Below are 19,455 nucleotides of genomic sequence, written 5' to 3'. Positions count from 1 at the left end.
GGCGCGAAAAGCCTTTCGCATAACCCCCGTCTTTTCCACATGGATGCGCACAATTCTCCAAAATATGGTGAACTAGGCCAGTATGGGCGCATCTGCCCGAGCAACCTTTTTCTGTAGGAGCACCGTGCCAAGCAAGGCCAAAACCGGCAAGAAACTCGTGATTGTGGAGTCTCCGGCCAAGAGCAAGACCATCGCCAAGTATCTGGGCGAGGGCTTCATCGTAGAGGCCTCCATTGGTCACATCCGCGACCTGCCGCAGCCGTCCGAACTCCCTGCCGAACTGAAGAAAACCTCTGTGGGCAAGTTCGCCGTCGACATTGACCACGACTTCAAGCCCTACTACGTGGTGTCCGCGGACAAAAAGAAAAAGGTGACCGAGCTCAAAGCTGCGCTCAAGGATGCCGACGAACTTTATCTCGCAACCGATGGGGACCGCGAGGGCGAGGCCATCGCGTGGCACCTGCTGGAAGTGCTCAAGCCCAAGGTCCCGGTGTACCGGATGACCTTCGGCGAAATCACCAAGGAAGCCATCCAGCGCGCCATGGGCAACCTGCGCGATGTTGATTCGGCCCTGGTGGACGCCCAGGAAACCCGCCGTGTCCTGGACCGCCTCTACGGTTACGAAATTTCCCCTGTGCTGTGGCGCAAGGTGGCCCGCGGCCTGTCCGCAGGCCGTGTGCAGTCCGTCGTCACCCGCATGGTGGTCGACCGGGAACGCGAACGCATGGCCTTCAAAGCCGCCTCCTACTGGGACCTCACGGGCCAGTTCGGCGCCGACGCCGGTTCCTTCAAAGCCAAGCTGGCCGCCGTGGACGGTGCCAAGGTGGCCAGCGGCCGGGACTTCAACGACGACGGCGTACTCACGTCCAAGAACGTTGCGCACCTTAACGAGGAGCTGGCGACCTCCCTGTCGGCCGGGCTGCAGAACGCGGACTTCCGCGTCCGCTCCGTCGATACCAAGCCCTACACCAGGCGCCCGGCTGCGCCCTTCACCACCTCCACCCTGCAGCAGGAAGCGGGCCGCAAGCTCCGCTTCTCCTCCAAGAGCACCATGCAGGTGGCCCAGCGGCTGTACGAAAACGGCTACATCACCTATATGCGTACGGACTCCTCCGCGCTGAGCGACGAAGCCGTGACCGCTGCACGGCGCCAGGCCTCCGAGCTGTACGGTCCCGAGTACATCCCGCAGTCTCCGCGGGTGTACACCGGCAAGGCAGCCAACGCGCAGGAGGCACACGAGGCCATCCGTCCTGCCGGTGACTCCTTCCGCACTCCGGCCCAGGTGGCGAAGCAGCTCTCCGGCGACGAATTCCGGCTCTACGAACTGATCTGGAAGCGGACCGTCGCCTCCCAGATGGCTGACGCCAAGGGTTCGACGGCGACCATCCGCCTGGGTGCCGTTGCCGCCGACGGGCGGGACGCTGAGTTCTCCGCGTCCGGTACCGTGATCACCTTCCCCGGCTTCCTTGCGGCCTACGAGGAAGGCAAGGACGAGACCCGCGGCGACGACGACTCCGACGAAGCCCGCCGGCTTCCCAACGTGGCCAAGGGCGATGCCCTCACTGCTTCCGACATCATCGCGGTGGGCCACGAAACCTCACCCCCGCCGCGTTACACGGAAGCTTCGTTGACGGCGGAGCTGGAGAAGAAGGGCATCGGCCGCCCGTCCACCTACGCCTCCACCATCTCCACCATCCAGGACCGCGGCTACGTCCGGAAACAAGGCTCGGCCCTGGTCCCGAGCTGGATCGCCTTCTCCGTGATCCGCCTGCTGGAACAGCACTTCAGCGACTACGTGGATTATGAGTTCACCGCCGACATGGAAGGCGACCTGGACAAGATCGCCAACGGCCAGGCCGTTGGCGCCTCCTGGCTTCGGCACTTCTACTTCGGGGAAGACTCCGATCCGGGCCTGCTTAGCATCGTCAACAACCTCGGTGAAATCGACGCCCGGGAAATCAACTCGATTCCCATCACGGACGACATCACGCTGCGGGTCGGCAAATTTGGTCCATACCTGGAAAGCTCCGCAGCCACCGTTGATCCCAAAACCGGGGAAATCGTGGAGTCAGCGCGGGCCAACGTGCCTGAAGACCTGGCACCGGATGAACTGACGGCTGCCAAGGCCATTGAGCTCATGGAAACGGCTGCGCCGGAGGAACGCGTTCTGGGCACGGATCCGCACACAGGGCACACCATCGTTGCCAAGAACGGCCGCTACGGCGCCTATGTCACCGAGATCATCCCTGAGATGACCGAGGAACAGATCGCCAACCAGCCGGTGGAGTACTACAAGAACGGCAAGCCCAAGCCGCCCAAGAAGCCGGTGAAGGCCAAGCCGCGCACTGGTTCACTCTTCAAGTCCATGACTGTGGAGTCGGTGACCCTCGACGAGGCGCTGCAGCTGATGAGCCTGCCCCGCGTGCTCGGCGAGGACGCCGAAGGCAACCTCATCACCGTCCAAAACGGCCGGTTCGGTCCCTACCTGAAGAAGGGCACCGACTCCCGGTCGATCGGCACCGAGGAGGAAATCTTCACCATCACCTTGGAGCAGGCGCTGGAGATCTACTCCCAGCCCAAGCAGCGCGGTGCCCGTGCAGCTGTGCCGCCGCTGGCCGAGTTTGGCCCTGACCCGGTGTCGGAGAAAAACATCGTGGTGAAGGAAGGCCGCTTCGGCCCCTACATCACCGACGGCATCACCAACATCACTGTTCCGCGGGCCACGTCGCTGGAGGAGCTTACGCGTGAACAGGCCGTGGAGCTCCTCGCCGAGAAGCGCGCCAAGGGCCCGGTCAAGCGCACCGCCACCGCCCGCAAGGCTCCGGCCAAGAAGAAGGCAACCGCCAAGAAGTAACGGAAGGCCGTTTGCGCGGGCCACCACAACGTGGTCGAGTAGGTCTATGACTGAACAGCCCGCGCACACGGATCTCCAGCCGCTCAACGACCTCGAGGAGAAGCTCGCCAAGGGCGGACAGCCTGATGCCAGCCCCGTGGACGTCATCCTCTCGTTCCTGAACAGCGAGGTCTACATCATCAGCTCGGACGGGATCGAGGGCGAGGATTCCCAGGTGGAGCCGCTGGTTCTGGCCAATGCCGACGGTGACCCCGTTTTAGCCGTCTTCTCGCACCCCAGCCGCGTTGACCAGCAGTACCTCGAAGCAGCGCCCAACGTCCTGGGTACCCAGGGTGCGGCCATCATCGCCAACATCGGGGACGAGCTGGGCATGGTCATCAACCCGGGTGCAGCCTACGGTTTCGAGATCAACCCGGAAGGCGTTGCCAATATCAAGCGCGACTTCAAGCGCGCCGACGAGCTTCCCGACGGCGCCCCGGCCGATCCTGACGGAAACTGACTTTTCGCCCGTGCCCGGTTCGACATGACGTGCCGGTTGGATCAGAAGGACCTGGCCGGGCAATAATGGCAGCATGCGGCTAGGCGTCCTCGATATCGGGTCCAACACTGTCCACCTCCTCCTGGTGGATGCCCACCCCGGCGCGCGGCCGGTGCCCTTTGCATCGCACAAACGGCCGCTGTCCCTGGTCCAGTACCTGGAGCCGGACGGCAGCATCAGCGACGCCGGCCAGCACGAACTCACCGAATTCGTGCTGGAGGCCTGGGAGTTCGCCGCCCGGCACAACGCCGAGGACCTCCTGGCTTTTTGTACCTCCGCGATCCGCGAGGCAACCAACGGCCCCGAAGTCCTGGCCCGGGTCAAGCACGAAACCACCGTCACGCTTCAGGAACTCACCGGAAGCGAAGAAGCGTCAATGACCTTCTTCGCCGTCCGGCGCTGGCACGGTTGGGGCGCCGGGCCCATCCTGAACCTGGACATTGGCGGCGGGTCCTTCGAGATGGCCTTCGGCCAGGACGAGCTTCCGGAGGTCGCCACTTCGGTTCCCTTGGGTGCCAGCAGGCTCACCCGGGACTGGCTGGCCGAAGACCCGCCCTCGGCCAAGAGCGTCAAGGAACTGCGGCGCTACATCCGTGCCACGCTCAAGCCCGCGGTGCGCGAGTTTGACGGGCTGGGCAGGGCCAATGTCGTTGCCGGAACCTCCAAGACCTTCCGGTCCCTCGCCCGCATCGCCGGTGCCGCTCCCAGCGCGGCGGGCCCCTACGTCAAGCGCGAGCTGCGCGGTTCGGACTTGGGGGTCTGGGCGCAGCGCATCTCGGCGATGAAAGCTGAGGACCGGCTCCATCTGCCTGCCGTTTCCGAGGCGAGGGCACACCAGCTGCTTGCCGGGGCGCTCGTCGCCGAGACGGCTTTGGAGCTCTTCAAGTTCAAGAAAATTACGATTTGCCCGTGGGCGCTCCGTGAAGGCCTGATCCTGCGCCGCCTCGACCAGCTGGTGTTCTCGGGGCCCTTGGAGCCTGCGGCGTATGTAGCGCCGGCAGCCGTCGAAGCGGCCGTTTGATCCAGTCGTCCCCAGGGGAGTCTTCTGAAGCGGGATGGCGCTGCAGCGAAAGCGCGCGTCCGCATTAGGTACCTGCCGCTTAAAAGCGGAAGCACCGGCGCCCGCAACAGGAAAATGGGGGAAAACCTGTTACGTTCGCCGGCGCCCTGGCAGACATCCCCATGCCTGCCGCATCACTCGCACCCTCAATGAGGTAATAACTACTCTAGGGACGCCACTTGTGAGGAAGCTGCACTGCACATGTGAGCCACCTGTGAACGCCTAACAGGGAGTTCCCGTCCTGGAATTTTCTGCACGTAACCTCCCTCTGCCCTGTCACCGATTTCTGCGCCGGCAGGACCAAACTGCAATGATGGAGCCATGAGCAACCGAATCGCATTCCTTGGCTGTGGATCCATGAACGAAGCTATCCTCGGCGGTCTGCTGGAAGCCGGAACGGACCCGGCTGACATCGTGGCCACCGTCCGGCGGGCGGAGCGTGCCGCGGAACTCGCCGAGCGCCACCACGGAATTACCGCGATCGCCGGCGAGGAAGAGCCGGATAACAACAAGCAGGCAACCAAGGGGTCCGGCGTCGTCATTCTGGGGGTGAAGCCTGTTGGCATTACCGAACTGGCGCGCGAAATCAGCGGCTCTTTGGCCCGTGACACCGTGGTTGTGAGCGTTGCCGCCGCTGTTTCAATCGCGCAGCTTGAAGCTGCCCTGCCAGCAGGCCAGCCGGTGATCCGCAGCATGCCAAACACTCCTGCCAAGCTGGGACGCGGCGTTGTGTCGGTCTCACCGGGCACCAGCTGCAGCCCGGATCAGCTGCAGAAGGTCAAGGACATCCTCCAGGGTGCCGGAACCGTCGTCGAGGTGCCGGAAGAACAGGTGGACGCCCTCTCGGCCATCAGCGGCTCCGGCCCCGCTTACGCTTTCTACCTTGCTGAGGCCATGGCCGCCGCAGGGGAGGAGCTGGGCCTGGACGCTGAGCTGTCCCTGCTCCTGGCCCGCGAGACGGTAGCCGGCGCCGGGTTTATGCTCGCCGAGCCAGGCGCTGATCCCTCGGCGTTGCGCAAAGCGGTGACCAGCCCGAACGGCACTACGGAACGGGCCATCGCAACCTTCGACGAGCGGGGCATCCCGTCCATCATCGCCGCCGGCGCGCGCGCAGCAGCGGACAGGGCCGCGGAGATCACCAAGCAGCTGGGCTGATCCCCACCGGCTCCCTGCCCTCGCAAGTCGCCACCGGCTCCCAGCCTTCGCGGGCTCAGGCCGGGGCCCTGGCCGGTGTGGGCCCACCGCTCAGGGCCGGGCGGCGAAGCGTTCCAGCAGGTCCACGTGCCCGGACACAATCAGCATGTCGCGGGAGGACACCTTCGTCTCCGGCCGGGCGTAGGTGAAGTCCTCTCCGGGTGACTTCACGCCCACAATCGTCACGCCGTACTTGGACCGGACCTTGGACTCGTCGAGGGTGAACCCCACTGTTTCGCGCGGCGGGTACATCTTAACGATGGCGAAATCGTCGTCGAACTCGATGAAGTCCAGCATCCGCCCGGACACCAGGTGTGCGGCCCGGACACCGGCGTCAGCTTCCGGGTAGATCACGTGGTTGGCGCCGATGCGGGTAAGGATCTTGCCGTGGGAGGGCGTAATGGCCTTCACCCACAAATGCTCGATGCCAAGATCCACCAGGTTCACGGTGATCAGCACCGAAGACTCAATTGATGTGCCCACGCCTACGACGGCGGAACTGAACTCCTGCGCGCCCAGCTGGCGGAGGGCGTCGATGTTGGTCGCGTCGGCCTCAACAACGTGCGTCAGGAGGGGCGCCCACTTCTGCACGAGGGTGCGGTCGCGTTCAATCGCGAGCACTTCCCTGCCCTGCTTGACGAGCTGCTCGGCAGTGGAGGAACCAAAGCGGCCCAGCCCAATGACCAGCACCGGGGCGTTGTGTGCGGGCCGCCGGGGAGCGTCTGGGGAACTAGCCAATGATGGGCCTCTCTTCGGGGTAGTGGAACAGCTGGCTGCGCTGGCGCAGGGCCAGGGCAGCGGCGAGGGTAACGGTGCCCACGCGGCCGGCAAACATCAGGGCGCTGAGGACATAAACGCCCGACGGCGGCAGCTCGGCACTGAGGTTGGTGCTCAGTCCTACTGTGGCGAACGCGGAAATGGTTTCGAACAGCACCCGGTCCAGGGAAGCACCGCTGATGTGAAGCAGGAGGAAGGCGGAGACGGATACCAGGGTGGCGCCGGCGACAATCACCGAGATGGCCACCCGCATGCTGCCCTGGGGGATGGTCCTGCCATAGACCTTGACGTCGGCGTCGCCCCGCGCTTCCGCGATGATCGCCAGGAACATCACGGCGATGGTTGTCACCTTGATGCCGCCCGCGGTCGAGGCCGACCCGCCGCCGGCAAACATCAGCGCGTCGGTCAGGAGCATGGTGGTGGACTCCATTTGGTTCTGGTCCACCAGGTTGAACCCGCCCGACCGCGTCATCACGGACGCGAAGAGGGCGTGCGTGATCTTGTCACCGAAATCCATCCCCCCGATCGTCCGGGTGTTGTCCCACTCCATCAGCCCCCACAGGAACGTGCCCGCCACCAGCAGGATCAAGGAGACCTGGATGGTGAGTTTGGTGTGCAGGTTCCACTTTTTCCAGTTCAGCCCGTTTTGCTGCAGGACCATCACCACGGGAAATCCGAGGCTGCCCAGGAAAACACCCAGCATCAGGGGAATGAGGATCCAGAGGTCCGTCTCATAGGGAACGATGCCGTCCGAGTGCGGGGTGAAGCCGGCGTTGTTGAAGGATGAGATGGAGTAGAAGATGCCGTGCCAGACGGACTGCCAGAAGGGCTCGCCCAGGGTCAGGAACCGCGGGATGAGGGCCAGTGCGAGGATTCCTTCGATGACCACCGAGGTGGTGATGACGATCCGCAGCAGGGTACCCACCTCGCCGAGACGGCCGGCGTTGTTCATCGATTCCGCTGCGATGATTTTCCCGCGGACGCCGAGGCGTTTGCTGACCATCAGCGCCAGCAGGGACGCCAGCGTCAGGGTGCCAAGGCCGCCGATGAAGACGCCAACCAGGATGACCAGCTGGCCGAAGAAGGACCAGTGCACGGCCGTTGAAACCACTGTCAGGCCGGTGACACAGACTGCGGAGACGGCTGTGAACAGGGCCTGGTGGGGCGGTGTGACTATGCCGGCGGCAGAGGAGATCGGCAGGGACAGCAGGAACGTGAACACCAGGCACACGGCGGCGAATGCACTCAGCGCAAGCCGGGCCGGCGAGGTGTTGGCAATCTCGTCAATGAAGTCGCGGAGCCGCGTAAGGACCCAGAGGCCCTCCCGCTCTTGGGCGGGATGCCAGCTGGCCGGGTTCCGGGGCCTCGACTGGCTTTGCGTCATGTGTGGCTTTTCCTCGGTCGAATCTGCTTCCCTCAGTAGTAAACCACTTATGCACGCGTAATGGCCGGGCTGGAAGGGGCACGGGCTCGGGTAGCCTGTGATTGATGACATATCTGCCCGGTCTTAGCAAGCCCGCGCCGCCAACGACGGTGGTGTGGGGCACTGACATGACTGCATACAATTTCGGTCCGGGCCATCCCATGGCGCCCGAACGGATGGACCTCACCGCCCGCCTGGCCCGAAGCCTGGGACTGTTCGCCCTTGACCATGTTGCAGTGGCAGCGCCCGGCGTCGCAACCGACGCCGAGCTGGAGTCCGTTCACTCGGCTGACTTCGTGGCTGCGGTGCGCAGGGTGAGCGAAGACCCCTACGACACCGACGAAGCGCGCGGCCTGGGGACCGAAGACGATCCGGCCTTCGCGGGCATGCACGAGGCCGCTGCCAGGCTGGCAGGCGGCTCGCTGCTGGCCGCTTCGAGGATCCTGGACGGATCGGCCCTGCACGCGGTGAACTTCGGCGGCGGCATGCACCATGCCGCCCGTGACAAGGCCAGCGGGTTTTGCATCTACAACGACGCCGCGCTGGCCGTGCAGAAATTACTTGACGGCGGCATCGGCAAGGTGGCGTACATCGACGTCGACGCCCACCACGGCGACGGGACGGAGAGTATTTTCTGGGACGATCCCCGTGTCCTCACCGTATCCCTGCACGAAAGCGGGCTCACCCTGTTCCCCGGTACGGGGTTCGCGAACGAGATCGGCGGACCGAAGGCTGAAGGGACTGCCGTCAACATCGCCCTGCCTTCGGGAACGGGCGACGCCGGCTGGCTGCGGGCCTTCCACGCGGTGGTGCCACAGCTCGTGGGCGCCTTCCAGCCCGAAGTGATCGTCAGCCAGCACGGCTGTGACTCGCACCGGACGGATCCGCTCACGCACCTCAACCTCAGCGTGGACGGGCAGCGGGAGGCGGCCACCGCCGTCGGCAACCTCGCCGCCCGGCATTGCGACAACCGCTGGATTGCCACCGGCGGCGGCGGGTACAACGTGCTGCACGTGGTCCCGCGGTCCTGGAGCCATCTGATTGCCATCGCAGCCGGAAGGCCTGTGCCGTTGCGGACCGCGGTCCCGGAGGACTGGCGGAGGTACCTTGAAGAGAAGTTTGGGGCCGCGGCGCCTGGACTGATGGGCGACGACGTTGAGCTCTGGTGGCGGTCCTGGGAAGTGGGGTTCGACCCCAACGACGCAGTGGACCGCACAGTAATGGCCACCCGCAAGGCCGTTTTTCCGCTGCACGGACTGGATCCCTGGTTCGACTGATTGCCTTCCCTTCCCAATCCCTCTGGCCGGCGAAATAGTTGATGCCTTTCGAGGCATATGTCGCTAGGGTGGGAGGCATGGTGACAGACGACGTATTTGCCGTCATTGCGGAATCGACCCGGCGGGACATCCTGACCTCCCTTCGTTCCGGAGACAAGGCCGTGGGGGAGCTCGTGGAGGAACTGGCAGCGAGCCAGCCCACCATTTCCAAGCACCTGAAAGTCCTGCGTGAGGCCCAGCTGGTGAGCATGCGGGCCCAGGGCCAGAAACGCTACTACGCGCTGAACCGCAAGCCGCTGGAAGGGATCGCCAGCTGGCTTGAGACCTTCGACGTCGGCTCGGCAGCTTCCGCTGCCACACCGGCCGCCGCTGGCTCTACCCCGGACAGCGCTTCTGCGCCGCCCGCCGCGCCGGCCACGCCGCCCCCGGCGCCAGCCACACGCAGCGACGTCACGGCCGATGCGGTGGCGGCGGAAGCTGTCTCAGCCGGCGTCCTGGCGCCCGACGGCGCTGACCTGAGCCCCGCCGTCGTCATCCCGGGCGGAACTACTGCGCCGCTCAGCGATGACAGCGTGCCCCAGCAGATCGGCCGGACCGTGGGCCGCGCGGCCACTAAGGCGGCTGACCTCCTCGCGAACCTGCCCAACTTGCCCAAGTTCGGCCGCAAGAAGTAAACGTAACAACGTAAGCAGCCTCCCTGTCCGGCAAGGACAGGGAGGCTGCTTACATGGGCGGGGCCTACTTGTTCAGCAGGCGCACGTGGTCCGGGGTCAGCTCGGAGAGCTTGCTGACGCCCAGCAGGGCCATGGTGCGGGCCATATCCTTTTCGAGGATCTGAATGGTGCGGTCAACGCCGGCACGGCCGCCGGCCATCAGGCCATAGAGGTAGGCCCGGCCGATCAGGGTGAAGTCCGCGCCGAGGGCCAGGGCGGCCACGATGTCCGCGCCGCTCATGATGCCGGTGTCCAGCATGATGGCGGCGTCGGTGTTGTCCGCAGTGAACGCCTGCTTGACCTCGGGGAGCAGGTGGAACGGGATGGGTGCCCGGTCCAGTTGGCGGCCGCCGTGGTTGGAGAGGACCACACCGTCGGCGCCGTGGTCTACTACCCGGCGGGCGTCTTCGACGGTCTGGATGCCCTTGACCACCAGCTTGCCCTTCCAGGTTTCGCGCAGCCAGTCCAGGTCCTCGAAGGTGAGGGTGGGGTCGAACATGGAGTTGATCAGGTCCGCCACCGTACCCGTGTAGCGGGACAACGAGGCGAAGGTCAGCGGCTCGTGGGTGAGGAAGTTGAACCACCAGGCGGGACGGTACGACGCGTCCAGGACCGTCTTGATGGTGAGTGCCGGCGGGATGGTCATGCCGTTGCGGACGTCGCGGAGGCGGGCGCCGGCCACTGCGGTGTCCACGGTGACCATCAGGGTGTCGTTGCCGGCCTTGGCGGCACGCTCGATGAGCTCGAGTGAGCGGTCGCGGTCCGTCCACAGGTACAGCTGGAACCAGTTGCGGCCGTTCGGGGCGGCGGCTGCGACGTCCTCGATGGAGGCGGTGCCCATGGTGGAGAGGGTGTAGGGGATTCCGGCCGCTTCGGCGGCCTGGGAACCGGCGTACTCTCCTTCGGACTGCATCATCCGGGTGAAGCCGGTGGGGGCGATGCCCACCGGGAGGCGGGAAGGCTTGCCCAGGATGTCGGTGCTCAGGTCGATCGCGGAAACGTTGCGCAGGATGCCGGGGCGGAATTCGATGTCCAGGAAGGCCTGGCGGGCGCGGCGGAGGGTGATCTCCTCTTCGGCCGCGCCGTCGGTGTAGTCAAAGGGCGCCTGCGGGGTGCGGCGCTTTGCAATGTCGCGCAGTTCCCAGACGGTGCTGGCGCGCTTGAGCCGGGCTTCCTTGCTGAACTCGGGCTTCTTGAACTGCATCAGGGGGGCCAGGTCCGAGTACTTGGGAATGCGGCGCTTCAGGGCTGCCGGCACGGCGGCGGCCCGGCCAGCAGGAGCCGCGGCTGCGGCGGGAGCGGACGTTGCCGGAACATCCGTGGCGTCCGGGGCGGGCGTGATCTCCGGGTTGTTGGGCTGGATGGTGTGGGTCATGGCGTCCTCCGTTGGGCCGGTGACAGGTCTGCCGTCGCGCAAACCGTGCTGTGGTCTAACCACACTGTAGGCCATGTGGTCCAACCACATCAACTACTATTGCCCCATGAAGACCCATCAGCTTGTCCTGTCCTGGATTGAGAACGAGCTCTCCGAGGGACGGCTGGCAGTGGGCGGCCGCCTGCCCGCGGAGCGGTCGCTGGCCGAGCAGCTCCAGGTCTCGCGGACCTCCGTCCGGGAGGCCATCCGGATTCTCGAGGCGATGGGAGTGGTGCGGGCGGGAGTAGGGTCCGGGCCCGAGGCGGGGACAGTGGTCATTTCGGATCCGACGGCGGCCCTCGGCTCAGCATTGCGGCTGCACGTCGCCACCCAGCACCTTCCGGTGGCCGACATCGTTGAGACGCGTGTGCTCCTGGAGTCGTGGGCGGTGTCCCACGCCAGGACTGATTCACCCGAGCTCGCCACCGCCTCCCGGCTCCTGGCGGAGATGGAGGGCGAAGCGGTGGCGGTGGACGAGTTCCTGGCGCTGGACGTTCGTTTCCATCTGGCTCTCGCCGACGCGGCCGGCAACGCGGTGGTCAGCGCCATGATGGGATCGCTGCGGGAATCCATCACCGGCTACGCGTCCCGGCTCACCGCCAACCTGCCGGACTGGGATGCCACGGCGGCACGGCTGCGGGCTGAGCACCACGACATCCTGACCGCCGTTCAACGTAACGACGGCGAACGGGCGGCCAAGCTGGTGGCTGCCCATATCGAGGGCTACTACCGGGAGGCCGGAGTGGGCCCGGGGGAGCAGTCGGAATAGTGCCGGGTGCAGCTATCGGCCGGAAGGGGTCAGCCGTGCACTGTTGAACGGGGAGCCTTGGCCGGGCCGCTGCTGGCGCGGACCTGGAGGCGCGGCTGGTACCGGCTGCCGGGCGCGTCATTGTCTTCCTTGCGGATCAGCGCGCGGAGCTGGCTCCAAGCCTGCTCGCCCAGTTCCGTGATCGGGACGGCAGCGGTGGTGAGCGCCGGCGTGGTGTACCGGGCGAAGGGGATGTCGTCGAACCCGGTCACCGAGATGTCGCCGGGGACGTCGAGCCCGCGTTCGTGGAGCCCGCTCATGAGGCCCATGGCCACGAGGTCGTTGAAGGCAAGAATCCCGGTGGCCCCGCTTTCCAGCACGGCGTCCACGGCTTCATGCCCGGTGTCGAAGTCCGAGCCGCCCTCAAGCATCCGGACATCGACGTGCGGGTGCGCAGCCTTGAATGCCTCCAGGCCCTGCAGCCGCATACCGTTGGAGGCACTTCTGGGCGGCCCGGCCAGGAATGCCAGGCGGGTGTGGCCCAGGTCCACCAGGTGCTCGGCGAGGTCCTGCACCCCCTGGCCGTAGTCCACCACCAGGCTCGGTACATCCGCCGCTTCCGTGGTCCGGTTGATCAATACCAGCGGCCGGAGCGACGGCGCAATCTCCTCCAGCTCAGAGTCGCTCATGCGCGGGGCGCACAGGACCAGGCCGTCACAGCGCCGGCGGGCTTCCCCGGCGAGGATGGTTTCTTCGCTGGACACCTCAAAGGAGTCGGCGATCAGGACGCGGTACCCGTCCTGGGCAGCCGCGCGGCTGAGGCCGCGCAGGATTGCCTGGAACGTGGGGTTTGCCAGGTCCGGCACCACGATGCCGATGGTGTCGGTCTTACCCAGGGCAAGGCTGCGGCCCACCGGGTTGGGCTGGTACTTCAACTCGGCGGCAGCGGCCCTGACACGGGAAGCAATGTCCGGGTCCACCGTGAAGTTGCCGTTCATCACGCGGGAAACCGTCGCATGCGACACCCCGGCCTTGACCGCAACATCCGCGATCCCGATCCTGCCGGTTGCCGATCTCCTGGCCATGGTGGTCCCTTCCTGAATGCGGCGGGGCCTTGCCCTAAGCCGTTGTGCTGCCTGACGGCAGGTTTCGGCCGGGTTCTCCGACCATGTATTGAGTCAAAGCATATACCGGTGTGGGAAAACGATTTCTACTGTTTTCCCAAGTTTTCCCACATCTTGCGGCCTGCTGGAAGGGACTTCATCAGCGGGAGGAGTAGAAAACGCTTTCCGCCAGCACTGATAATGGTTGACGGATACCCGCCCGGGTTGGTACAAATCTTATAGCGACCTGAGAAAACGCTTTCTCGGATGAGTGCAGAAGTGCACCGATTGTCGGACATCAGAGGCCGCCGCGGCGGTCGGGTAAAGCTTTCGAAAGGGACCCCTTATGGTCAACACAGCCGAGTCGAGTACTGCTGCAGGGGCGGCACCAACTCCCGCGGACACCGCCGCCGCTGTCGGTGCCGCAGGACGGAACGGCAAAGCCCGCATTGCCTTGATCGGCACCGGCGGCCGCTCCGAGATGTACATCCGCGCCATCTTCGGCAAGCACGCAGACACCGCCGAACTGGTCGCATTCTCGGACGTCAACCCGGGCCGGGTGGAGTTCTACCAGAAGCTCATCCAGGAACTCGGTGCACCGGGACCGGTGGCGTCATTTGATCCTGCGGACCTCACCGCCTTCATCCAGGACAACCACATCGACCGCGTTGTGGTGACCACGCCGGACTACACCCACGCCGACTACATCGTTGAGGCACTGCGCGCGGGCGCCGACGTCGTCGTCGAAAAGCCGCTCACCATCGATGCCGAAGGGTGCCGCCGCATCACCCAGGCCGTCCACGAGACCGGCCGCAACGTTGTGGTCACCTTCAACTACCGCTACTCGCCGCGCAACAGCGCCCTGAAGGAAATCATCCAGAGCGGCGTGATCGGCAAAGTCACCTCCATCGACTTCAGCTGGGTCCTGGACACCGTCCACGGCGCCGATTACTTCCGCCGCTGGCACCGTGAGAAAAAGAACTCCGGCGGCCTGCTGATCCACAAGGCTTCCCACCACTTCGACCTCGTCAACTGGTGGATCGACGACGTTCCCGAGCGGGTCTTCGCCTCCGGCGGCCTCAAGTTCTACGGCGACAAGAACGCCGCCGAGCGCGGCCTGGGTCCCCGCCCGGAGCGCGGCACGCCCGACGCCGATGCGCCGGCCACAGCGGAAAAGGATCCGTTCACCCTTGACCTGCGGGAGGATGAACGGCTCAAGGCTCTCTTCCTGGACAACGAGCACTACGACGGCTACCGCCGCGACCAGGACGTCTTCACCGGCGGCATCACCATCGAAGACAACCTCGCGCTGGTGGTGGAGTACCAGGGCGGGCCGCGCCTGAGCTACTCGCTGAACGCGCACAGCCCCTGGGAGGGCTACCGGGTAGCGGTCAACGGCACCGAAGGCCGTGCCGAGCTGGAGGTCGTGGAACGCGCTGCGGTTACCAGCAGCACGGACAAGAAGACCGTTGTGGACCCGAGCGCGACCCCCATCGAAGAGGATGACGCCATCCGCCGCAACGGCGAACGACTGGTGGTCCAGCGCCATTGGGAAGCCGCCTACGAGGTGCCGATCGTCAACGGCGAAGGCGGCCACGGCGGCGGTGACGAGCTCCTCCTCTCGGACCTCTTCAATGGCCCGGGCGAGGATCCGCTGGGACGTCCCTCCGGCTACCTGGACGGGCTGCGGTCCGTCTCTGTCGGCATCGCCGGCAACCGCTCCCTGGAGTCCTCCCTGCCGGTACGCATCGAGGACCTGGACCTCGGCGTCGACCTCCGCCGCGGCAACTGACGCGGGCGGGGAACAACCATGAGCAAAATTTTCGTCACCGGCGGCTCCGGCCGCCTGGGCCGCAGCGTCGTGGCCGGCCTTGCCGGCAAGGGCCATCAGGTCATCTCGGTGGACCGCGACGCCGTCCCCGCTGACCAGCTGCCGGCCGGCGTCGTGCAGGAAACCGCCGACCTCCTGGCTCCGGGCGAGGCCCTGCGCCTCCTGCGGGAGACCACGCCCGACGCCGTCATCCACCTTGCGGCGATAGCGGTACCGTTCAGCGCGCCGGAGGACGTCATCTTCGCCACGAACACCCGGCTCGCCTTTGCCGTGATCAGTGCGGCGACGGAGGTTGGCGTGCCGAAGATCGTGACCGCCAGCAGCCCCACAGTGCTGGGCTACGGTTCTCCGGCGGGCTGGCTGCCGCCGTCGTTCCCGCTGGATGAGCGGACGCCGCCGCGGCCATGGAACGCGTACGCGCTGTCCAAACTCATCGCAGAGCAGACCGCGCAGACGTTCGCGACCGCCCAAGGTGAGAAGATCCGCTACGCCGCGTTCCGCCCGTGCTTTGTGATCTCGCCGGAGGAATGGGAAGGCGCGCCGACGCAGCAGGGCCACACCCTCGCTGAACGGCTGGCCGATCCCGCCCTGTCGGCGCCCGCACTCTTCAACTACGTGGATGCCCGGGACGTGGCGGACTTCCTGGACCTGTTGCTGGAGAAGATGCCGTCCATCCCCAACGGGGAAACGTTCTTCGTGGGAGCCGCGGATGCCCTGGCCACCGCGCCGCTGGCGGAACTGATGCCCAAGTTCCTGCCCGGAAGCGAAGCCATCAGCGCAGGACTCACCGGCACCAGCCCGGCATTTTCCATCGCCAAGGCTCAGGAACTCCTGGGCTGGCACCCCACGCGCAGCTGGCGCACTGAACTGAAGTCCCACCCCACTTTCAACGACGAGAACTCCGCGCTGGTTACCGCCGGCAGCGGAGCCAAGGAGACACCATGAAATTCGACGGCGTACTGTTCTTCCCCGTCACCCCGTTTACGGCCGAAGGCGCCGTTGACGTAGAGCTGCTCAAGGAACACATCAGCTCCCGTCTTCCGTTCGGGCCCGGCGGTGTCTTCCCCGCCTGCGGCACCGGCGAATTCCACGCCCTCAGCATCGAGGAGGTCCGCACGGTGGTGACGGCCGCCGTCGAGGTTGTCGCAGGAAAGGTTCCGGTTGTAGCCGGCGCCGGTGGCCCGCTGGGCCACGCCATTGCTGCCGCCCGCGCTGCTGAAGAAGCCGGCGCAGATGCCCTCCTGGTGCTGCCGCCGTACTTGGTCACCGGCCCCACCGACGGGCTCGTGGCCTATATTGAGGCCGTGGCCGGCGCCAGCAGCCTGCCTGTGATCGTCTACCACCGCGGCAACGCCAAGTTCACCGCAGCGTCCATGGCCCAATTGGCGGCCAACCCCAAGGTTGTTGGCTTCAAGGACGGACTGGGCGACGTGGGCCTGGCCCAGGAAATCGTGTCCGCAGTCCGTGCCACCGGACGGGAGGACTTTGCGTTCTTCAACGGCCTGCTGACCGCCGAACTCACCCAGGGCGCCTACCGCGGCCTCGGCATCCCGCTCTACTCCTCGGCCGCCTTCGCGATGGCTCCGGAGATCGCCAAGGCCTACTACGACGCGTACATGGCCGGCGACGAGGACCGCCGCAACGCCCTGCTGGAAGGCTTTTACGCACCGCTGGTCCGCCTCCGCGACCAGACCCCGGGCTTCGGCGTCTCGCTCATCAAGGCAGGCCTGCGCCTGGGCGGACTGCCCGTCGGCTCCGTGCGTCCGCCGCTGGTTGACCCCACCGAGGAGCAGCTCGTGCAGCTGAAGGCCATCCTCGCCAAGGGCTACGAGCTGGCTGGCAGCTGATGAGTGCCCCCGCAACTGTTGCCGTCCGCACGGAACCACGCATCACAGGCCTGACCACCCGGCTCATCACCGTTCCGCTGCGCCGCAGCTGGGGTGTTGAGGCGCCGGAAAACCACGTGATCGCCACGGAGATCCATACGGACGACGGCGGTGCGGGGCACGGTTTCTCCTGGACGCCCACCATTGGTCCGCAGGCGGTTAAGGCCCTGCTGGACTACGACATCGCCCCGTTCATCACCGGGTTGCCCGGCAACCCGGAGGTTGTGTGGGACGCGGTGTGGAAGCGGCTGCATGAGGCCGGCGGCGGCGGATTGACCACCATCGCCATGGCCGGGGTGGACCTGGCCCTCTGGGATCTCCAGGCTTCCCGCGCCAACACCTCCGTCACCGGACTCCTGGGGCAGCGCCAGGAGTCCGCGGAGGTGTACGGCTCGGGGGTGAACCTGCACTACAGCCTGGAAGAGCTCGTAGCCCAGACTGAGCGGTGGGTCGCCGCCGGACACCAGGCAGTGAAGATCAAGGTGGGCAAGCCGGATATCCGCGAGGACGCCGAACGGGTGGCGGCGGTCCGCTCCGTCCTGGGGCCGGACCGGAAGCTGATGATCGACGCCAACCAGCGCTGGGACCTGCCCACCACGCTCAAAGCCCTGGACGTCCTGTCCGGATTTGGCCTCGAGTGGCTCGAGGAGCCCATCCGCGCGGACGACCTCTCGGCTTACCGCAGGCTTCGGAAGCACTCGCCCGTGCCGATCGCGCTCGGTGAAAACCTGCACACCATCTACCGCTTCCGCGATTTCATAGAAGCTGAAGCAGTGGACATCATCCAGCCCAACATCATCCGGGTGGGCGGCATTACGCCGTTCCGGCGCATTGTTGAGCTTGCCCGGACCAACAGCATCAAGGTCATGCCCCACCTGCTGCCGGAGCTGTCCGGCCAGCTGGCGCTCACGCTCGCGGAGCCCACGCTGGTGGAGGACGTCGAGGAGGCATCCTTTGAGCAGCTGAGGATCCTGGCCGGCCCTTCGCCGGTCCGGTTCAGCAACAGCCGGGTAACGCTTACGGACCAGCCCGGACTCGGCTTCCGCTTCCACGACGCAGGCTAAAGCAGATCAACGCAGACTTGATGAATCCAGACACGAAGAACAGGTACCTGAAGTGACAACTGCAACCCTTTCCCTGTCAGAGCTAACGGCTGCCGCCACCGAGGCAGCAAAAATTTCGGCAGCGGCCTCCGACGCCGAACGTGCCAAGTGGCTGACGGCCGTGGCTGATGCGCTCGACGCCAACGCCGCCGAGTTGGTGGAGATCGCCGATTCCGAAACCAGCCTTGGCGCAACCCGCCTCACCGGCGAAGTGGCCCGGACAACCGGCCAGCTGCGCCTGTTCGCCCGCGTGATCACCGAGGGGTCCTACCTCGAGGCCGTGATCGACCATGCCGATCCCAACTCGACGCCGCCAAAGCCTGACCTCCGCCGCATCCTGCGGCCCATCGGACCGGTTGCGGTGTTCTCCGCGTCCAATTTCCCCTTTGCCTTCTCAGTAGCCGGCGGGGATACCGCCTCCGCCCTTGCCGTGGGTTGCTCCGTCATCGTCAAAGCCCACTCGGGCCACCTGCGCCTCTCGGAGCGGACCGCCGAAATCATGGCGGACGCCCTGTCTGCCGCAGGAGCCCCGGAAGGCCTCTTTGCCCTAGTTGCCGGCCGCGAAGTGGGAACGGCGCTGGTACAGGATCCCGCCATCAAAGCAGTGGGCTTCACCGGCTCCATCCCGGGTGGCCGCTCCCTCTTCGACCTGGCCACGTCCCGCCCCGAGCCCATCCCGTTCTACGGTGAACTCGGCAGCCTGAATCCCGTCGTCGTTACCGCGCAGGCCCTGGCGGAACGCTCCACGCAGCTGGCCGAGGGGCTGGCGGGATCCTTCACCCTTGGCGCCGGCCAGTTCTGCACCAAGCCCGGGCTGGTCTTCATCCCGGCCGGGACGGACTTCGCGGCGAAAGTGGCCGAGGCCAGCAAGGACAAGCCGGCCCTCGGCATGCTGACCACCCGGATCGCCGAGGCGTACCCGGACGGCCTGCGCAGCTTCGCTTCCGTGGAAGGCGTCGATGTGGTGAGCGGCAGCGTGGACCAGGATGCGGTGTCCGATGGGGCCGCCCCGGTGGTCTTTTCCACCTCCGCAGCTAAGGCTCTGGAGCGCCCCGAGGAACTGCTGGAGGAGTGCTTCGGCCCCACCACCATGCTGATTGAATACACGGACCAGGAGGAACTGTCCGCAGTCCTGGCCAAGGTACCCGGCAGCCTGACGGCCACGGTGCACGCGCAGCCGGGCGAGGACGTTTCCTTGCTCGTGGAGCAGCTGTCCAACCTGGCCGGCCGTGTCCTCTTCGACGGATGGCCCACCGGCGTGGCCGTCAACTGGGCACAGCAGCACGGTGGCCCCTACCCGGCCACCACCTCGCTCTTCACCTCGGTTGGTGCGACGGCGGTCCGCCGGTTCCAGCGTCCCGTTGCCTACCAGGATGCGCCCGAGACGGTCCTGCACCCGGCACTGCACGAAAGCAACCCGCTGGGCATCCCGCGCCGGGTCGACGGGGAACTGGTGCTCCCCTAGCAACCCTCTCTCACTTGATGTTGGTTTAACCGAAACGCTCTTTCACTTAAAGTTGCTTCAACCGAAACG

General features: G+C 65.9%; 16 protein-coding genes. 12 read left to right on the top strand and 4 right to left on the bottom strand.

Going from position 1 to position 19,455, the window contains the following annotated elements; all coding sequences use genetic code 11:
• Positions 1-124: 124 nt before the first annotated feature.
• The 4 genes from topA (at position 125) to proC (ending at position 5,607) form a co-directional block, all read left to right on the top strand.
• The gene (gene topA, locus M1D93_RS16110; RefSeq protein WP_461172474.1) at positions 125-2,854 is read left to right on the top strand and encodes a type I DNA topoisomerase; all 2,730 of its coding nucleotides are present in this window, start codon (positions 125-127) and stop codon (positions 2,852-2,854) included.
• Between the two features lie 46 nt (positions 2,855-2,900).
• Positions 2,901-3,353: an SseB family protein gene (locus M1D93_RS16105; protein WP_461172473.1), complete on the top strand. Its 453-nt coding sequence runs from the start codon at positions 2,901-2,903 to the stop codon at positions 3,351-3,353.
• A gap of 73 nt (positions 3,354-3,426) precedes the next feature.
• On the top strand, positions 3,427-4,413 hold the full coding sequence (locus tag M1D93_RS16100) for a Ppx/GppA phosphatase family protein (protein ID WP_461172472.1): 987 nt from the start codon (positions 3,427-3,429) through the stop codon (positions 4,411-4,413).
• Between the two features lie 360 nt (positions 4,414-4,773).
• Positions 4,774-5,607, top strand: a complete 834-nt coding sequence (gene proC / locus M1D93_RS16095; protein ID WP_461172471.1) for a pyrroline-5-carboxylate reductase — start codon at positions 4,774-4,776, stop codon at positions 5,605-5,607.
• A gap of 90 nt (positions 5,608-5,697) precedes the next feature.
• Here proC and M1D93_RS16090 read toward each other — a convergent pair whose 3' ends face one another.
• Both M1D93_RS16090 and M1D93_RS16085 read right to left on the bottom strand, forming a co-directional pair.
• Positions 5,698-6,336 carry a potassium channel family protein gene (locus tag M1D93_RS16090; protein ID WP_172801511.1) on the bottom strand — a complete coding sequence of 213 codons (639 nt, stop codon included), beginning with the start codon at positions 6,334-6,336 and terminating at the stop codon, positions 5,698-5,700.
• 40 nt (positions 6,337-6,376) lie between these two features.
• Positions 6,377-7,807, bottom strand: coding sequence for a TrkH family potassium uptake protein (locus M1D93_RS16085; protein ID WP_461172470.1), 1,431 nt, complete (start codon positions 7,805-7,807; stop codon positions 6,377-6,379).
• Positions 7,808-7,911: 104 nt separating this feature from the next.
• Here M1D93_RS16085 and M1D93_RS16080 point away from each other — a divergent pair, with 104 nt between their 5' ends.
• Positions 7,912-9,123 (top strand): acetoin utilization protein AcuC, encoded by a 1,212-nt coding sequence (locus tag M1D93_RS16080; protein ID WP_461172469.1) that lies wholly within the window; start codon positions 7,912-7,914, stop codon positions 9,121-9,123.
• A 77-nt stretch (positions 9,124-9,200) separates the two neighbouring features.
• Complete coding sequence (locus M1D93_RS16075) at positions 9,201-9,797, top strand: ArsR/SmtB family transcription factor (protein WP_461172468.1); 597 nt, start codon at positions 9,201-9,203, stop codon at positions 9,795-9,797.
• A 64-nt stretch (positions 9,798-9,861) separates the two neighbouring features.
• Here M1D93_RS16075 and M1D93_RS16070 read toward each other — a convergent pair whose 3' ends face one another.
• Positions 9,862-11,211, bottom strand: coding sequence for an alpha-hydroxy acid oxidase (locus tag M1D93_RS16070; RefSeq protein ID WP_461172467.1), 1,350 nt, complete (start codon positions 11,209-11,211; stop codon positions 9,862-9,864).
• A 106-nt stretch (positions 11,212-11,317) separates the two neighbouring features.
• Here M1D93_RS16070 and M1D93_RS16065 point away from each other — a divergent pair, with 106 nt between their 5' ends.
• Entirely contained in the window at positions 11,318-12,019 is a 702-nt protein-coding gene (locus tag M1D93_RS16065) for a FadR/GntR family transcriptional regulator (RefSeq protein ID WP_461172466.1), read from the top strand.
• Positions 12,020-12,048: 29 nt separating this feature from the next.
• Here the strand turns inward: M1D93_RS16065 and M1D93_RS16060 are convergent, their stop codons facing one another.
• The gene (locus tag M1D93_RS16060; RefSeq protein WP_461172465.1) at positions 12,049-13,083 is read right to left on the bottom strand and encodes a LacI family DNA-binding transcriptional regulator; all 1,035 of its coding nucleotides are present in this window, start codon (positions 13,081-13,083) and stop codon (positions 12,049-12,051) included.
• A gap of 364 nt (positions 13,084-13,447) precedes the next feature.
• Here M1D93_RS16060 and M1D93_RS16055 point away from each other — a divergent pair, with 364 nt between their 5' ends.
• The 5 genes from M1D93_RS16055 to M1D93_RS16035 are packed head-to-tail and all read left to right on the top strand — an operon-like array spanning position 13,448 to position 19,386.
• The gene (locus tag M1D93_RS16055) at positions 13,448-14,893 is read left to right on the top strand and encodes a Gfo/Idh/MocA family oxidoreductase (protein WP_461172464.1); all 1,446 of its coding nucleotides are present in this window, start codon (positions 13,448-13,450) and stop codon (positions 14,891-14,893) included.
• Between the two features lie 18 nt (positions 14,894-14,911).
• Positions 14,912-15,877, top strand: a complete 966-nt coding sequence (locus M1D93_RS16050) for an NAD-dependent epimerase/dehydratase family protein (RefSeq protein WP_461172463.1) — start codon at positions 14,912-14,914, stop codon at positions 15,875-15,877.
• Positions 15,874-16,779 carry a 5-dehydro-4-deoxyglucarate dehydratase gene (locus M1D93_RS16045; protein ID WP_461172462.1) on the top strand — a complete coding sequence of 302 codons (906 nt, stop codon included), beginning with the start codon at positions 15,874-15,876 and terminating at the stop codon, positions 16,777-16,779. The genes M1D93_RS16050 and M1D93_RS16045 overlap by 4 nt, the downstream gene beginning before the upstream one ends.
• Positions 16,779-17,882: a mandelate racemase/muconate lactonizing enzyme family protein gene (locus M1D93_RS16040; protein WP_461172461.1), complete on the top strand. Its 1,104-nt coding sequence runs from the start codon at positions 16,779-16,781 to the stop codon at positions 17,880-17,882. Before M1D93_RS16045 ends, M1D93_RS16040 begins: the two co-directional genes overlap by 1 nt.
• A gap of 52 nt (positions 17,883-17,934) precedes the next feature.
• Positions 17,935-19,386 (top strand): aldehyde dehydrogenase (NADP(+)), encoded by a 1,452-nt coding sequence (locus tag M1D93_RS16035; RefSeq protein ID WP_461172460.1) that lies wholly within the window; start codon positions 17,935-17,937, stop codon positions 19,384-19,386.
• Positions 19,387-19,455 lie beyond the last annotated feature (69 nt).

The organism is Arthrobacter sp. Z1-9 (genome assembly GCF_054792695.1).
This window is presented reverse-complemented; position numbering and strand designations above follow the sequence as displayed.

Excerpts from the sequence above, each read along its gene's own strand:
- M1D93_RS16105 (WP_461172473.1), top strand. The coding sequence starts at position 2,901 with ATGACTGAACAGCCCGCGCACACGGATCTCCAGCCGCTCAACGACCTC.
- M1D93_RS16100 (WP_461172472.1), top strand. The coding sequence starts at position 3,427 with ATGCGGCTAGGCGTCCTCGATATCGGGTCCAACACTGTCCACCTCCTC.
- proC (WP_461172471.1), top strand. The coding sequence starts at position 4,774 with ATGAGCAACCGAATCGCATTCCTTGGCTGTGGATCCATGAACGAAGCT.
- M1D93_RS16085 (WP_461172470.1), bottom strand. The coding sequence starts at position 7,807 with ATGACGCAAAGCCAGTCGAGGCCCCGGAACCCGGCCAGCTGGCATCCC.
- M1D93_RS16080 (WP_461172469.1), top strand. The coding sequence starts at position 7,912 with ATGACATATCTGCCCGGTCTTAGCAAGCCCGCGCCGCCAACGACGGTG.
- M1D93_RS16075 (WP_461172468.1), top strand. The coding sequence starts at position 9,201 with ATGGTGACAGACGACGTATTTGCCGTCATTGCGGAATCGACCCGGCGG.
- M1D93_RS16070 (WP_461172467.1), bottom strand. The coding sequence starts at position 11,211 with ATGACCCACACCATCCAGCCCAACAACCCGGAGATCACGCCCGCCCCG.
- M1D93_RS16065 (WP_461172466.1), top strand. The coding sequence starts at position 11,318 with ATGAAGACCCATCAGCTTGTCCTGTCCTGGATTGAGAACGAGCTCTCC.
- M1D93_RS16060 (WP_461172465.1), bottom strand. The coding sequence starts at position 13,083 with ATGGCCAGGAGATCGGCAACCGGCAGGATCGGGATCGCGGATGTTGCG.
- M1D93_RS16055 (WP_461172464.1), top strand. The coding sequence starts at position 13,448 with ATGGTCAACACAGCCGAGTCGAGTACTGCTGCAGGGGCGGCACCAACT.
- M1D93_RS16050 (WP_461172463.1), top strand. The coding sequence starts at position 14,912 with ATGAGCAAAATTTTCGTCACCGGCGGCTCCGGCCGCCTGGGCCGCAGC.
- M1D93_RS16045 (WP_461172462.1), top strand. The coding sequence starts at position 15,874 with ATGAAATTCGACGGCGTACTGTTCTTCCCCGTCACCCCGTTTACGGCC.
- M1D93_RS16040 (WP_461172461.1), top strand. The coding sequence starts at position 16,779 with ATGAGTGCCCCCGCAACTGTTGCCGTCCGCACGGAACCACGCATCACA.